The sequence below is a fragment of the Paenibacillus solani genome (assembly GCF_001277345.1).
Lineage (GTDB): Bacteria > Bacillota > Bacilli > Paenibacillales > Paenibacillaceae > Paenibacillus_AQ > Paenibacillus_AQ solani.
Map to the genome: position 1 here is coordinate 3,540,882 of NZ_LIUT01000001.1, position 15,594 is coordinate 3,556,475.

8 protein-coding genes and 2 pseudogenes are annotated in these 15,594 nt (G+C 49.7%); 3 read left to right on the forward strand and 7 right to left on the reverse strand.

Going from position 1 to position 15,594, the window contains the following annotated elements; genetic code table 11:
- Both AM231_RS16315 and AM231_RS16320 read left to right on the forward strand, forming a co-directional pair.
- Entirely contained in the window at nt 1–534 is a 534-nt protein-coding gene (locus AM231_RS16315; protein ID WP_082341664.1) for a glycosyltransferase family 61 protein, read from the forward strand.
- A gap of 297 nt (nt 535–831) precedes the next feature.
- Nucleotides 832–2,496: a MutS-related protein gene (locus AM231_RS16320; protein WP_131724761.1), complete on the forward strand. Its 1,665-nt coding sequence runs from the start codon at nt 832–834 to the stop codon at nt 2,494–2,496.
- A 158-nt stretch (nt 2,497–2,654) separates the two neighbouring features.
- Here AM231_RS16320 and AM231_RS16325 read toward each other — a convergent pair whose 3' ends face one another.
- Complete coding sequence (locus tag AM231_RS16325; RefSeq protein ID WP_082341665.1) at nt 2,655–3,173, reverse strand: DUF6022 family protein; 519 nt, start codon at nt 3,171–3,173, stop codon at nt 2,655–2,657.
- Between the two features lie 148 nt (nt 3,174–3,321).
- Here AM231_RS16325 and AM231_RS16330 point away from each other — a divergent pair, with 148 nt between their 5' ends.
- Complete coding sequence (locus tag AM231_RS16330) at nt 3,322–4,017, forward strand: MerR family DNA-binding transcriptional regulator (protein ID WP_082341666.1); 696 nt, start codon at nt 3,322–3,324, stop codon at nt 4,015–4,017.
- On the opposite strand, the pseudogene AM231_RS16335 reads toward AM231_RS16330, so the two are convergent.
- The 6 genes and pseudogenes from AM231_RS16335 to AM231_RS16360 all read right to left on the reverse strand — a co-directional run.
- Nucleotides 4,014–4,937: pseudogene (locus AM231_RS16335) on the reverse strand (condensation domain-containing protein); the annotation flags it as partial. The gene AM231_RS16330 and the pseudogene AM231_RS16335 overlap by 4 nt on opposite strands.
- Before the next feature lie 77 nt (nt 4,938–5,014).
- Nucleotides 5,015–5,491: pseudogene (locus tag AM231_RS16340) on the reverse strand (alpha amylase N-terminal ig-like domain-containing protein); the annotation flags it as partial.
- A gap of 456 nt (nt 5,492–5,947) precedes the next feature.
- A complete protein-coding gene (locus AM231_RS16345; RefSeq protein WP_054403457.1) occupies nt 5,948–7,069 on the reverse strand; it encodes a glycoside hydrolase family 88 protein in 1,122 nt (373 codons plus the stop codon).
- Between the two features lie 4 nt (nt 7,070–7,073).
- On the reverse strand, nt 7,074–12,008 hold the full coding sequence (locus tag AM231_RS29110; RefSeq protein WP_207383584.1) for a polysaccharide lyase family 8 super-sandwich domain-containing protein: 4,935 nt from the start codon (nt 12,006–12,008) through the stop codon (nt 7,074–7,076).
- 84 nt (nt 12,009–12,092) lie between these two features.
- Nucleotides 12,093–13,862, reverse strand: coding sequence for a glycoside hydrolase family 35 protein (locus tag AM231_RS16355; protein ID WP_054403458.1), 1,770 nt, complete (start codon nt 13,860–13,862; stop codon nt 12,093–12,095).
- Nucleotides 13,863–13,916: 54 nt separating this feature from the next.
- The gene (locus AM231_RS16360) at nt 13,917–15,560 is read right to left on the reverse strand and encodes a DUF4091 domain-containing protein (protein ID WP_054403685.1); all 1,644 of its coding nucleotides are present in this window, start codon (nt 15,558–15,560) and stop codon (nt 13,917–13,919) included.
- Nucleotides 15,561–15,594 lie beyond the last annotated feature (34 nt).

Here is a 15,594-nt window from a genome sequence, read left to right on the forward strand (position 1 = left end):
ATGCTCCTGCCAAAAAGGGATACATCTGTCATTACACCTGAACGCTTCTATATTTCACGAAAAAAAGCATCCGTACGCAGGATCATTAACGAAAATGAAGTGATCCACTGTTTGGAGGCGCATGGCTTCGTTTCCCTTTGTCTCGAAGATTGGACTGTGGCTCAGCAAATAAAGATGTTCGCGTCTGCCAAAGCCATCGTAGGGCAGCATGGAGCGGGAATGAGCAACCTTGCTTTTTGTACACCAGGTACCCGGGTAATTGAAATTTTTCATATTCACCATGTTGTCCCGACCTATTGGATGATCAGCAATCACAATGATCTGAATTATTACATGTTGTATGGACAAATGCCCGAGTCCACCTCCGTTAACTTCCCCGGATTAGAAGATTATTTCGTGGATACGGCGTTTAGAGCAAACCCTTCGCTTAGCCGGGTTGAATTAGGTTGGTGCATTTCCCTTGCTAAGGCTTCAGGTGTTCAATGGCTTGGTGCCTTATTAAGGATATCTAAGGACGGTACTCTGGACGGTTAGATCAGTTCATCAAAGGGAGCTTGGCTGAGACAAATTTTCACGAGTAAGTATCACTATATGTTTAGATAGGGAGCTCTTTGGCAGCGCTTTTGTTGTCTAAGGGCTCCTTGGCATGGATCGGCAAAAAATAGTAAAATATAATATAAAATAACTAATCATCAATATATTACGTTCTTAATATTAACGTTAACAACTGTTTCAAGAACAGTACTATCACATCTATAAAAAAGGAGATTGATACAAGTGCCCCTCCTCACAAACGAAAATATAAATCTTATTTTTCCTCATGGTATAGAAATGAAAGGAGTAGGATTAACTGAGCAGGACTTCAATGAGCTAGAACTTAACGCCATCATTCACATGATAGACAATAACCATAAACACTTTAACGATATTCGAAATATTTTTAGACAACTAAGCGTAGATCCTGAAACAATTAAGTTCAGGTTAGATATTGTAGAAGACTTGTTAAATAACTCTGAGTTGTTGCTATGTCTAGAAGAGAGTTTATCTATCATTGCTGATATGCGGTTTGTTTCTGGAAAGTATTCCAGCGTAAGTGTTGATATGCTGCAAACCGTATCGAGAATCAAGGAGCTAAGTATATATGTCGATTTTGTTCAACAATTACTTAAAGCCTTTACCGAAGCCCATTTAAAATCCGAAGGACTTATTCGTCTGAGAGATCGTATTATTCAAATTTCCGAAGATATCGACTTTAAAAACTTATCCGAACAGCTTCCTATACTACAAAAAGGGCTAGATTCAATTTCGAGCGTAACCATCGGCATTAACTTTGATGCTCAATTAAACCCTGTTGAAGCAACACTTATTTCTATTAACGATAAGAAATTTTCTGGAAATTCTCTTCTCGGCAAACTTTTTGCAAGCGGTAAGGAGTACCAAGGTATATCCGAGTTGTACAAAAACCCTGAACATATGGAAACCGTACATATTTCTAAAAATGACACTTCCACTTATGACATGTCACCAGAAGAGACTGAACTGCGAAGAATATTATTCCGTGATCTAAAAAAGGTGCTTAAGCATGTTTTGAAACCGATTCAACCGATGGTTGAAAGATATGCTTATCTGCATTTTAACTGGATTCTTTCGCTAGAGACGGATATAGCCTTTTATGTTGGGGCTGTTAAATTTATCAATAAATTGCGAGATTGGGGCATGCCAATGTCCAGACCTACTCTGCTTCCATCTGAGGAACGCAAAACCCGCTTGAAAGGAAATTATAATCTTAATCTTGCACTTAGACTGTCAACTCGATATGAGGATGGCAAATTGGGGGACCATATCGTAACCAATGACGTTAACTTTGACGATCATGGACGGATATTTATTCTAACAGGACCTAACTCTGGAGGAAAAACGACATATGCCCAAGCGATCGGCTTGACGCAAGTTCTAATGCAGGCTGGGTTATATGTTCCTTGTGTTGAAGCCGAAATGAGTCCTGTGGATGGACTTTATCCTTATTTTAACGTGGAGGAAAACTCCAGCATGGAGACGGGACGGCTAGGCGTGGAATCCAAAAAAATAGGTGAAATTTTTCAGAACGCAACACCAAACAGTTTGATTTTACTTAATGAATCTTTCTCTTCAACCAGTCCAGGGGAAAGTCTCTATTTAATGAAAGATATTGTGTGTGCGCTTAAATTGTTAGGTCTTCGTGCTGTTATCGCTACACATCTGCATGAACTGGCAGAAAGCGTAAATGAAATTAATGCCCAGCAAGCCGGTGATAGCAAGCTCATCAGCATGGTAGCAGGGATTAAAGAAGGAATCGATCATCATTTAACCGAATCCAATCGCTCTTATAAAGTAACTCCCGGAAAGCCGCAAGGACAAAGCTTCGCAAGAGATATCGCCCGACAGTACGGCATAAGTTTGAAGCAGCTCACCCAAACCATCCATGAACGAAATCTTGTTACAATTCCCTCTGAATAATTTTCACGATAAAAAATCCCCTCCAGCAGACAACATCTAAGTCCCATCTTAATAGATGTCTCTTTTCTGTTGTCTACCATGAGGGCATATCATATCAATCAAGTTTGGCTTATCGGTGATTCTCTTGAACGTCTCCCCGTCTTTCCCCTAGGACTAATCTAGACATCTCCACCATTAGCATTTTCCATTGTTTTGATTTGCCGGATCCCTTGCATAATCCGTCCTCTGTCACTTTCTCTCAATGTATAGAGTACTGGTGCTGAGGGAATTTCGAATTTCAGATGAGAGTGAGGAATTTCAGTCAATATTGTCCCGACAATATGGCCATCTGTGCGACGGATGACATTCCAGAATATTCTTGACCTGTTATTCTCGGCGCCCCATTTTTCAAGCGAGTTTCGAAATAGCAAGCATTGACCTATAATGAAGTCATTTTCCTCCACAGGCTCCATGGAGACTAATCCAGCCTCCTCTAAACACTTAAATAATGGAGGCATCAGCCGATCCAAATACATCCCATAAGCCGCATCCTCAATTTCGCGAAAAGCATCCGTTAACTCCTCAAACATCGATTCATATAAGGAATACCAGATGGAATCGATATACCGATTGCCTTCATTGCCGATATCTTCAATCGACATGGCATAACGGAATTGGGGCAATTGTTCAGTCATCATGACTGACCTCCTTAATTCGTGATAACCCCATTGTAAAACATTCAAGCAAATTGAAAGGTTTTGTGTGAATAGAGCAGGTAATTAATGGACTGTGGAGAATAAACCTTACTTATGTTTTAACGTTCTAAGGCGAAAGGATGGCGAGAGCTTGCGCCCGAAAAAAACTGCAGAAAAGTTCAAAATGAGTGCCAGCACATTGCGAAATTATGAAGCAAAAGGATTAATACCACCTGCTGAGCGTTCGCCCAATGGCTATAGAATGTACACTTTACAGCATGAGATGTATTTAGCATGCATTCAGGCCATGGCTCCCGCGTTTGGTATGGAAGTGACAACAGGAGTGCTTCATTCTTTACTAAGAAGCGAGTGGGACAAGGCTCTCTGGATCGTTAGGGAGAAGGAGGTTATCTTATATGAAGAAAAAAAGAAAGTAGAGCAGCTTAAGAAGGAGCTGGAGGAATACTTCAATACGGGTCAAGGATTCAGCAACGAAAAAAGATTTAGCATTCATGAGGTCTCATCGCAGACAGGAGTCCAAAAAACAGCCATTCGCTACTGGGAGAAAGACGGATTTTTCACAGCTGAGAGAAATCCTGAAAATGATTACCGTTTATATAACGAAACTGATTTGGTAAAAATTAAATTTATTCAAGTACTACAAAACTGTGTGTATTCAGAGGACACCGTTGCTCTAAAACAATCGATAAAAATGTTAGATCAATATAATGTAGAAGAAATTTCGAAACTTTCAGACCAAGTTATAACCTATTTAAACAAGACAATCAGGTCCCAGATGCAAGCAATGGCCCCCCTCTGTGAATTAGTGGATTTTATAACGTCCTAGCCTATTCTCCATTGATAAAACATGCTATAGTTCAATATCAGTTCCGAAAAAAATATTATCCATAAAAAGCTGCTCAAATCGAGCAGCTTCAGGCTTGAAAACAAGCCGAATATTTCCTTTTCGTGCCTTCCGGATCGGTTGAACACAGGTGTGCCAATAACGAGATCATCCCTTTTCAAGTTAAGATGCAGGTAGAGGAGGATTAGTCCGGTAAATATCGTGTTATCTGAGCAGTCCAGCTTATTCATGAGCTGTTTCAACTTAGCTGAAAGCGAATGACCCAGCAAATAAGAGCTGCGCGCTCCTGCAATTTGGTCAGGATCATCCTCGAACATTGGAACTGGCAATGTGCGGAACTGCTCCTTCCAAAATCGGCGATCGCGATCACTTCGTGCAGACGCAAAATAAGCCTCTTCTTGCTCGGTGACGCAGTATAAATAACCCGCTGGATCCTCTTTTGCGATACCACGCTCTTCTTTATTCAGCTCGTTCATATATAAATCTCCAATCGCCCTCGTAAGCAGCTGTGCGGACCATCCGTCCCCAATCATATGATGGAATTTGGTTAGGAATCCGCCAGACTCGCTACTAACCCGGAACATCGTAAACTCAAACAGCTGTTCATCAGTATAAGCGATTGGCTCTCTCGTATTTTGATCCAGCCATTCATCCATTGCTCTAGTCGGTTCAGCCATCGCCGAGAAGTCGCAAATGCCGATTTCAAAATTAAAATCTCCCATTCTTGCATATTGCCTGATCTCTTCTCCTACCTCTGTAAATCGCAAACGAAATGCTTCATTCCTGCTAACAAAAGCCATGATGGCCCTTTTAAGCAGGACGAAATCGACGTTGCCATCAATCATGCTTACGAAGCCGACGACGTTAATGGGAGTATTCAGATGCCGCATCTCAAAGTAGCTGAAACGTTTCTGCTAATGGCTTAATGGTACGGTGTTAATGCTGTCCAATACAGTCTTCATCATGATGAACTCCCCCACTACAAAGTAATATTTCCCCATTTGTCTCTCTCCTTATCCATCGGATCATTCAACGGGTCACCATTAGCGAATCGATCAGGAAATACCTGATAAAATACGGCATCTCGAACCCATGTTGGCGGGCGTATAATGTCAGCTTCATTCACGTACGGAAATTCAAAATTACCGTAATCGTAATCTGCTGGTGTCTCTTGGCACCAACGCTCTGCGTAATAAATACGGTCATCCCCCGACTGAAGCAGGAAGCGATAGCTCAGCCTGCCAAACTGCGGCTTAACTTTAACCTCCCAATAATCAAACAACGTGTCGGACAGATGTTTGTGTATCTCTGCTTTTCTTTCCGTTTTGTACCAATCGTATTTATCTCCATAGCATACTTGGGCCCTGTCCACATCATTCTTCATTGTACGCAGCCGAAGATAAACGACACCGGATGATGGATAAACAAACGCCCAATTTTGTTTGTACCTATGGTATAGCGCTTCAAGATTAAATCCCTATCACCTCATTGATGAAAAAATAAAACAAAAAAAGTACAACCCGGACGAAGTCGAGGTTGTACTTTTCAGTAGCATTGCCTGTATATTTGCTACGAGTATATCACCAGTATCTGGATTCCACAATATACATAAAATGCTATAAAATAATAATTTTTATAATATCGACAATTAATCCATTCTTTTTTTATAATCATTTTTTGGTCTTACTTCGTTGATATTTATTAGTAGAATATGCTATTACCCACGAAAAAATGGAGGGTGATATACAAATACCCCCTCCTCACAAACGAGATGATTAATCTTATTTTTTCTCATGGAATAGAGATGAAGGGCAGCACAGACCGACCCTTCATCCCCTTCCGTCAAGGAGGTCCTGACCGGCTGTAACGCTTTCGTCTCCAGATTCAGCAAGCTTTATAATGTGTTGTCCCTTTACTCGTACCAGTATCCTTTAATTCCTTTATCCATACGCATCAGCGCTTCAAGATAGTAATAATCGCCCCAGATCATGAAATCATCGGGAGCCAAATTGCCGCGCACATAATAGGACCCGTGCTTCAGCAGCCCTTCAGCCTCTGGCTCGTCCATCGTGGAATAGTTCTGCACAAGCGAGGTCATGGACAGCTTCATCTTCTCTTCAAACCCGGCGAGCTGAGGATCTTCCGCATCCATATGTTCCAGCAACTCGATCAACCCGGCTACCACGATGGTAGAGGCCGAGCTGTCCCGGTAGGTCGCCGTATCAATCGGAGCACTGAAGTCCCAATAAGCCACATGATCCTCCGGCAGCTGTTCCAGAAAATAGGCTGCCATGCGCTTGGACGTATCTAGGTACAGTTTGTCCCCGGTATAACGATAAGCAAGTGTAAACCCGTACACTCCCCATGCCTGGCCGCGGGCCCAGGTCGAGCCGTTGGTATAACCTTGATGCGTCGCCCCACCAAGCGGCTCGCCCGTTTCCGTATTAAACACAAAGGTATGATAAGAGCTGTCATCGCCCCGAACGAGATAGCGGCGGCTTTGATCCGCCTGCCGGACGGCGACTTGCCGGTAACGGTCATCCCCGGTTTGCTCGTAAGCCCAGAACAGCAGCGGCAGATTCAATAGGCAATCGATGATCATGCGTCCCCCATGTTGTGGATCGTCCGGCAGCCCCCATGCCTGGATGTACTGCCCTTTTTCCCGCCAGCGGCGCATCAGCACATCGGCCGCCTGCAGCGTCAGCTGCCTTGCTTCCTCATCGCGCTCCACGATCCACTGCGCTTTGGAGGACAGCGAATAAAGAAAGCCGATATCGTGATGGTCAAGTACAATATGCTGCTCCATTCGCCGTTTGAAGCTTTGCACCGTGAGGCGTGCAGCCTCACGGTAAGCCTCATCGCCGGAGTACTGGTAGCACAGCCAGAGCATGCCGCTCCAGAAGCCGTTTGTCCAATCCTCATTGTTGTTTAACTCATACTTTCCGTTGACACTGACATGCGGGAAGCGATCTCCGAAACGCTCCACGTTGTTTTTGACTTTGATCATTGCATTCTCAATTGCCTGTTTCCACATGTCCTTACTCCTTTCCATCTATCCATTCATCAGATTCAGCATACGGCCCAGAATGGCAGCCGCTTCGGCACGGGTGACCGGCACTCGGCTCAAACAGCTCCGTAGTCCTGCCCTGTATTATCAGCCCCGAAGCAAGATATTCAGCATCCTGCTTAGCCCAGTGCTGCTCCATGTCCGGGAACGTCTTCTCGTATTGCATGGCAAGGTACGTCTCGCCCGGTAAGCCCTGGAAACTGGCTTCTGCTCCGTTATCCGCTGCCTTCCATTGCGCCAGCACAGGCACCAGCGTACCGCGCTCCTTATCATAGCGGACGACGGCAAGCTGACTGGGCTTCACGGCTGTATTTACATGCAAATTCATGGCCAGCTTGCCTGTATCCAGCCGCTGGGCCAATGCACCTGGCTGCGGTAATGCTTCAGTGACAGCTTGTTTGGCGACCTGGATCACCGAAGCGCCCAGTTGGTTCGCCTTATCCGTGACCGCGGCTGCTTCTGCTGCTGAAGGTGCTGCAAGCCCCAGTGTTACGGACTGCCCGCCTTGAAGCTGAGCCAGCGTTTTAAGAGGAAGCGTGAAGGAAAAGCCTTGCCCTTCTATCTCAAGAGCTGCGTTGCTATTCCATGCCAGCAGACCGGATACGGCCGCAAGCGTTAGCCGGAGCTGCGATGTTTCGCCCTTAACCGCAACGCGGATATGGCCCGCCTTAAACTGAGCTTCTGTACTAACAATCGCAACGTTATTGCCAAGCAATCCCTGCACCTTGGCCGCATTGGAATCCGCAGGAGGCTGTGGTGCGGGATATGGCGAAGGTGTTGGTGCTGGCCCAGGATCCAAGCCTGAGCCCGGGCCTGGGCTCGGGTTTGGGTTTGGGTTTGGGTTTGGGTTTGGGTTTGGGTTTGGGTTTGGGTTTGGGTTTGGGTTTGGGTTTGGATCCGGATCCAGTCCCGGAACGCCAGCCGCCGCTTCAATCACAATCGTTGCGGACGCCTGAACCCCGCCGTCCACAGCTGTAGCCGTCAACTCCACCGTACCCGGCTGCAACCCCGTTACAACCGCTTGGCCGCCAGCCGCTTGCAGTGAAGCCAAGCTCTGGTCAGCCGCCTTCACAGACCATACAGTTTGAGTATTATGCGCGTTTTCCGGCTTGACTGCTGCCGTGAACGTGACCTGCTCGCCTTGCTTCATCCTGACGCTTGCAGGTGTAACAGCCACTTTCGTTACGACGACGGCAGGCGCTCCTTTCAGTTTGACCTCCAGATAAGGTGCCTGCAGGCCTTGCTCCTTGCTTTTGATTTGCGTATTCCAAGCTTTAGCATTTCGCGGCTGCTCGATCAGGGCCACGCTCAGCGTTTTATCCCCTGCTGCCTCTGCCCGGACCTGAGCCGTCACATCGAGTTCATGCCATTTCTGCTGTTTACCGATGGTCATCGAAGCGATGGCCTCTTCATAGCGGGGCTGAGAGCCCCACAGCATCTCCATCTCTTTCCAGCTGTCGTCCTGGACCCGATGGGCACGAATGACAGCTGTCGTCGTATCCGTCGCTTTATTGTCGTTGATCGCTCCGTGCACCTTCAGACGGGCGGACTCCACTTCCCCTGCAATCCCGCTCAGGTCAAACTTGAGGAATGAACGCTGGGTATAGCCGCCACCGGCTTCGCGGACCTCCAGAAACGTTTTGTTCCCCTGATTCGTTCCGGCAAAGCTGCCGTCACGGACGAAGGTATCCTCCGCTACAGGCAAGTTGACAACCTCGCCAGCCGCTGGTTCCGAGCCTTCCATGCTGATCGTCTGGTTCGGGTCGATCTTCAGCGTAATGGCATGCGTCTTCCCGGCCGTGCTCTGCGTATCAATCGCGAGGCGGGTATAAGGGAATGTCTGCATCACGGTTACACTCGGATCTTTTGACATGACTTCGAAACCGAGCTTGCCGATATCCACAATAACGGTGCCTTGCTTCTGCGTCGGCTCGGCCACCGACACCGTCAGCAGATCGCCGCTTTCCTTCAGCATCAGCGAGACTGGTTTGTCGGTCTTCACATGCTGGAAGGCACCGGCCTTCCAGAAGTTCATGCCGGTTACGTTATGCTTCAGTTCCTTGACGGCATGAACCCGCTCGCTCGCCGCCAGCACCTGAATGTCCGGGTTCACGGCATACGCCGCCGTTTGCTCCGGTGTCTTGCCAGGCAGCAGCACATACTCGTATGTCCCTGCTTGAGGCCAGACGCCATGCTCAACAGCCAGACTCAAATAGTTGCGGGTAATGACATCCGTCGGTCCGCTGGTGTTGATGTCCCGCCAGGAACCGCTGCGGGCTTCACGCTTGCCTGCCACTTCTTGCCCGGACGGGAAGACGTACCCGATATCCGAGCCCGCCACGTTTCCTTCCAGGTGGACCCACTTCACATTGGCCAGCTTGTCTTGCCAGCCAAGCTGGGACGGCATTTCCCGGCCATCCACGATAAGACGATTCGTCCCCGTGTCCGTTAATTGCCGGTTTTCAACGATCGTTTCCGTCAGATTGGCGGATGTATTAGCAATGTCCGATCCGACCGCCACCATCTCGTCGTCAAACAGGAACCACGACTTTTTGCCCTGCAGCGGGCTTCCCGTACTGCCGGACAATGAAAATTCCATGCCCACGGCTCCATAGTAATGATCCAGAACCGACCCGCCGACCCAATCTTTAGGGTTCATGTAATAACCCCATTCCGCCGGAGCCTTATAGGAGCCGTCCGTCGTCGTGCCCGGCAATCGGTAGCTGTCAACCGTAGGCCAATACTGATTGCTGAATTGCTTCAGATCATTGTTGTACAGGCTTGTCATGCCGATGCCGGTATACCAGCCCTTTTTGTTCTCGCCATTGCCGTATTCAAAAGCCGAGATGCGGTCCGAGAACATGCTGATGCCGAGTCCGAACTCCGGTCGGAGCTGAACGGCGCGGTCCATGCCTGCGAACATCTGGGTATGAACCAGTTCGCCCCGCCGGGCAATGCTCTGATCCTGCATCAGTTTCTTTAACAGGTTCAGCTCATAGAGCGGCAATCCGGTATAGTAGTTGTCGAACGTCTTGTCCGTCAGCGCCCATTCCTTCACCATGCTTTTGATTCTTGCCGCCTGATCGGCCGGTGCGGACTCCGCAAGCCGGAGCAGCGTCATGATGATCGTGCGCCCGGTGATATGGTCCGAATCGGTAGCCCGGGATATGCTGCGTCCCTTCACCGAATCCATGATGGCCCCTTTGTAGATCAGCGGCTCAAAGGAGTCTTCCACCCAGTTGTAGACATCGCCCGCGTTCGGATCGGTGATCGGCCATGGCGAGCCTTCGGATAGGAAGAACAAATCCGCCATGCGTCCGAGCAGGACGGCTCCGTAGCCGCCGGTGTAGGCTATGTTTTTATGCTGTACGAGAGAGCCGTCCTCATAGAGCCCGTCCCCCTGCTTCACGTACAAAAATTCATTATTGATGGCAACTCTGCCTTGGAGCACTTTGGCTTCCTGCTTGCCGACAATGCCCCGCAAGGTAACCACCAAGGCCTTGTCGAGCAGATTCGCTCCCGTTTCAACGGCCGCCGAATTGGCTACGCGTTTTTTCGGATCGGGAACGAACCTGTCGATCACGACCATATATTGATCCAGCATCGCCGGTGGAATCGCGTCATACATGAGGGACAAGATGTTCATGATCTCCTGGGGCGTGCCGATTTCCCAGTCCCACCAGTTGCCGGTTATGTTTTTGCCCGGGTTGTAATGGTGCCGGTACATCCAGTCCATGGCACGCACGATATCCTGCTTCAACTCTTCGTTTTTGTAAAGCGATGAGCCCTCGATGGAATAGGCTAGCGAGAGATCGCGGATAATGCCGTAGGCCCACGAAATGCGCCACGAATCGTTCTGGGTTTTGCTGATCACACCAGGCCACAGAGCGTCCGGATCAGCTGCCTTGTTCATCGTATCCCATCTGCCCGTTTTTTCCGGATTCGTCATTCGCTTCACCAGTGCCTCCAAGTTTGCAGCGACATCGGGATCATTCCGGTCGATGCCGGAGCCGCCGGCCAGCTTGGACGCCCACTTCTGCCGGACCAGATCATATGCCTGCAATTGGGCTTCCGATTCCACATAGATCCGGCTCAGCGCGGAGTGTTTCCCGTCGTTGGTACGGACTTCAATATCTGTCGATCCGTGATCGACCGCAGTGACCAATCCGTTCTGAACGGAAGCCAAAGCGGGATTGGAAGAGCTCCAGGCCAAGCCGTCGAGCGGCTCGCCTGCCGGTGTAGCAATCGGCGTCAATTGCAAGGTTTCGCCTTTTTTCGTGTTGGCCGATTTCGGAGAGATATCCAGCGCAATGAGGCCTTTCTCTGGAACTAGGGAAACATCATCCATCCAGAAGGTTCCCGTGCCCGTCTCCAGCAGCGCTTCAATTTTGAATCTTGTAACCTTGGCATCGTTGGGAATCTGGATGTTCAACTCATACAGCGTCCAGTCACTAGTTCCTTTCACAAAAGGAATGCTCGGTCCATCCTGGATCTTGGTGCCGCTTTCCGCACAGAACTGTGTACGAATGTTCACGCCTTTGCTGACATCAGCAGGCTGTACATTGTCCGTTTTCAGCCAGAACTGCATTGTATACGATTGCCCCGGCGTGACAGGCGCCAGCGGACTCAGCGATACCGCTGTTCTCGCAGTCGTATCGTGCCTGATCTCTACTGCGCGGGTGCCGCTGTGAAAGACGGACTCCGTAACGGACACCTGTCCGCCCGGCGTCGGCTTCCAAACGCTCCAGTCCTCGGGCTTGCCGCCCGTCCAGTCCGCATGCGGCGTCAACGCCCCGTTCTCGAATCCGCCGTTAACGACCATATTCGCCGCTGGATCCGTCTGCGTGCTCGCGTAGGCTTGCCCATTAAATATGGGCAACCCCGCAAAAACCAGCTGAATCGTCATACAGAATACTACTATGATTGATATCTGTTTCTTTTCGATATCCATAATCGCGCTCCTTTTCGTCTGAAGCTAAGTATAGTAGTCCTACTCTAATTCTGCGTGATCCTGAAGCGTAATCTGCTGTTGTGAAGTTCCGTGAAGCTCAAATAAAACAATTTCGTTATCGCCCGCCCGCAGCAGCGGAGCGGGTACGTACAGCGACTTTTGCGGACCGGCCTCCCAATAGCGTCCCAGGTTGAAGCCGTTCACGTACGCAACGCCTTTGGTCCATCCCTCAAGCTTCAGGAAGGTATCGGCAATATCAGCCTCGTCCGCGATATGGAAGCTGCCTTTATAGAAAACAGGTCCTTCCGACGGACGCTCCCCCTCTGCCGGCTGGTCGACAGTTCGTTTATTCAGCAAGCCGATGTTATCCAGCGGCAGCGTATGGATAGTCCAGTCAAACAAGAACTGGAAGCCCAGTCTGGCGCCCTCGGTGATTCCCTTGTAGTCCTTTAAGTAAGGGCCATAGTTGATACGGCCCATATTTTCGACCAAAATGCGCAGTTCTGCCCCGCCTTCCGGAACCTGAAACTCGATAGGTTTCGGGTCCCAGCGCTCAACGGCCCCTTTGTATTCGCCATTAACGAATACTAGCGCCCGGTCATGCACCTCCTGAAGCTCCAGCGAGCACTGCTTCCTGGGACCGGAAATTTGTGTCGTATACAGAATAAAGCCGTAATCCTGGCCCAGCTTTTCCATCGGCTCCGGGCAAGTCCGCTGAACAGGCTCGGAGAGAACGGACAGCACATCAAAAAGCGGGGCAATCGGCTTCAACTCTACGGAACCGTAGCTTTGCTTGCGGACGGGCTCCGGGAGCGGCATCGGTTCTACATCAAAATGCCGCTCGATCGTCTCCTTTATGAGCACAAATTTTTCGGTAATATCTCCCCATTCGGTCAGCGGGCTGTCATAGTCGTAGCTGGTTACCGTCGGCTCATATGTCCCGTGGTTGTTGGCCCCGTTGTAAAATCCGAAGTTCGTGCCGCCGTGGAACATGTAGAAATTGACGGAACCGCCGGCATTCAACATATCTTCAAACACGTTCGCCGCATCCTGGGCATCGCGCGTATGATGCGGCTTGTTCCAGTGGTCGAACCAGCCGTTCCAGTACTCCATGCACATCAGCGGTTTATCTGGCTGCACCTGCTTAAGGCTCTCGAAGGCCTCCTCCGCCCGCGAACCGAAGTTCACCGTCTCCAGCACGCCTGGAATCATGCCGCCCTGCAGCATGAAATCCTCAGGGCCGTCAGACGTAAACAGCAGGACGTCTATCCCGCGGGCAATCATGCCGTCCTTCAAATATTCGAGATATTTAAGGTCATTGCCGTAGCTTCCGTATTCATTCTCCACCTGCATGGCAATGATCGGACCGCCATTCGTACATAGCAGCGGCTTCAGCTTCGGCAGCAGCACATCATAATAAGCATCGACCTTCGCCAGGAATTTCGGGTCGTAGCACCGCAGGCGTATGCTTTCATCCGCCAGCAACCATGCGGGCATTCCGCCAAACTCCCATTCCGCGCAGATGTACGGGCTCGGACGGACAATGACATATAGTCCGACCTCCGCCGCCGTCTCTATGAACTTGACGATATCGGCCATCCCGGTGAAATTGAACTGCCCTTCCTTCGGCTCATGCATATTCCAGGCCACGTAGGTTTCCACCGTGTTGAAGCCGCAAGCCTTCAGCTTGAGCAGGCGGTCCTTCCAATATTCCGGCACGATGCGGAAGTAATGTATAGCTCCGGACAGCAGCCGGATCGGCTGGCAGTCCATTACGAATTGATCCCCTTGTATCATGAATGATGTCATCGATATTCGCCCCTTCTGCTCATGATCAGTGATAGCTTTTGATCCAAACTGCGCTTACGCCTTCATCATGCTGTCACGAATCATGGTATTGATTTGCTCCCGCTTTTGGATATACCATTCGGTCTCCTGCGGATAAACGGTTAACGTGATTTCTTCCTCCAGCCCCTCTTCAAGCATCGCAACGACTGCTTCTCTACCCAACTTCCGCTCCAGCAACTCAAGCGCCCGCAGATCCTGCAGCGCTTCGGCCAGCACTTCCAGCCGGATCGATTCAATCGGCCCTTCCTCGCCAGGATAGACCAGGAACGGGTCGCCTGCCGGAAATCCCCCGCCGGCATCCGTCACCTGGAACGGGTTGATTGCATATTTCGAGAACTGTGCGTACCAAAAGTTATATCCCCAGTGCAAAAAGCCCTTCAAATTCAGCTTGTAAAGCTGCATGCCCAGCACGCGGTTGCGCGAGGATGGCATATGGAAGAAGCGGTTGGATACAAGCTTATATTGGGCACAACAGTAGTACGTCCACAGCCCTTCAATCCCGTTGTCCAAAAATGGTTGGATGTCATTGCTGGCCGGTATCGGTTGCTCGATCAACCCGCTCTTGTAGAACTCAAAGTCCGACAAAGCGTCGATAATCGGAAAATCCTTCAGAATCGGCTTCACCAGCTCGCTGGCGGTTCGATAGGTGTCCAGATCCTCCGGCTTCGGCTCGTCCGATACGTGGAAAAACACCCGGTCCGTCAGTGAGTTGTCCTTAATGAATTGCACAAGCTCCTGCAAAAATCCCGTGACAAATGCGGTATATTCCGGGTCCCTGGAGTCCGTTTCCCATCCGAACAGCTGGATGTGCCGGCCGTCCACGTCAGCCATAATTTTCGGCGCATGTTTTGCCCCCCACTGCGTAAACAGGTGGGAGAACTCCAAATATTTCACGCCTGTGCGGTTACATACCTCGATCCAGCGCTTCAGCCGTTCAAAAGAAAACCGATAGGTTCCCGACGTCCGTTTCACATCCACCAGCTGAACCGTCGGGCGTTCTCCTCCGATTTCGGTATCCAGCGGAGGCGTAAAGAGCGGGGTCAGAATCATATTCATGCCATGCTTGACTGCTGTTTCGATATACTGCTCAATCAGCTCCCAGTGCCGTTCGCTGAATACGTCCGTCTTATAATAGGTCGACAAGCAATCCACATGGAACCACTCGGTGTGCAGCAGCCTCTGTTCCGGAAGTTCCGCCGCGATCACTTCCAGCTTGAACGTTTCTTCTCCCAACAGATTTCCTTGGCTGTCGCTGATCTTGATGGCAATATCATACGAGCCTGCCGCAGCCTGCTCAGGAACCTCCACAGCGACCCAAAGCGCACGCCATTGATGCGGGTACCCCGTCAATCCGCGCGCAGCATCCAGCGGAAACAGCGGGTCAGGGTACAATCCCGGTGTGGAACGTAGCACAAAATCATCCGCATCATGATAGTTGACGAAATTCGCAGGGGATAATTCCACGGTTCGAATAGATAGGTCCGGCAGCAGCTCGGACTCCGCTTGAACCTGCAGCGATCTCATATGCACCTTGGAGCGGTAAGCTACCTGAAAAGAATAGGTTTCGCCGCGCAAAGCAGAACCGGAGGGATGAACGGGCGCATGCAGTTCCTCATCCGCAAACACTTTGACCAGCGAGCTGACCAGTCTCGTTTCCATCTGGTCCGCCGAATAGATTGTTTCCACTTGATCT

Bases quoted from the DNA above. Each gene is read 5' to 3' on its own strand.
- AM231_RS16355 (WP_054403458.1), bottom strand. From the start codon at position 13,862: ATGACATCATTCATGATACAAGGGGATCAATTCGTAATGGACTGCCAG.
- AM231_RS29110 (WP_207383584.1), bottom strand. From the start codon at position 12,008: ATGACGATTCAGCTGGTTTTTGCGGGGTTGCCCATATTTAATGGGCAA.
- AM231_RS16345 (WP_054403457.1), bottom strand. From the start codon at position 7,069: ATGTGGAAACAGGCAATTGAGAATGCAATGATCAAAGTCAAAAACAAC.
- AM231_RS16320 (WP_131724761.1), top strand. From the start codon at position 832: ATGAAAGGAGTAGGATTAACTGAGCAGGACTTCAATGAGCTAGAACTT.
- AM231_RS16315 (WP_082341664.1), top strand. From the start codon at position 1: ATGCTCCTGCCAAAAAGGGATACATCTGTCATTACACCTGAACGCTTC.
- AM231_RS16325 (WP_082341665.1), bottom strand. From the start codon at position 3,173: ATGATGACTGAACAATTGCCCCAATTCCGTTATGCCATGTCGATTGAA.
- AM231_RS16360 (WP_054403685.1), bottom strand. From the start codon at position 15,560: ATGGAAACGAGACTGGTCAGCTCGCTGGTCAAAGTGTTTGCGGATGAG.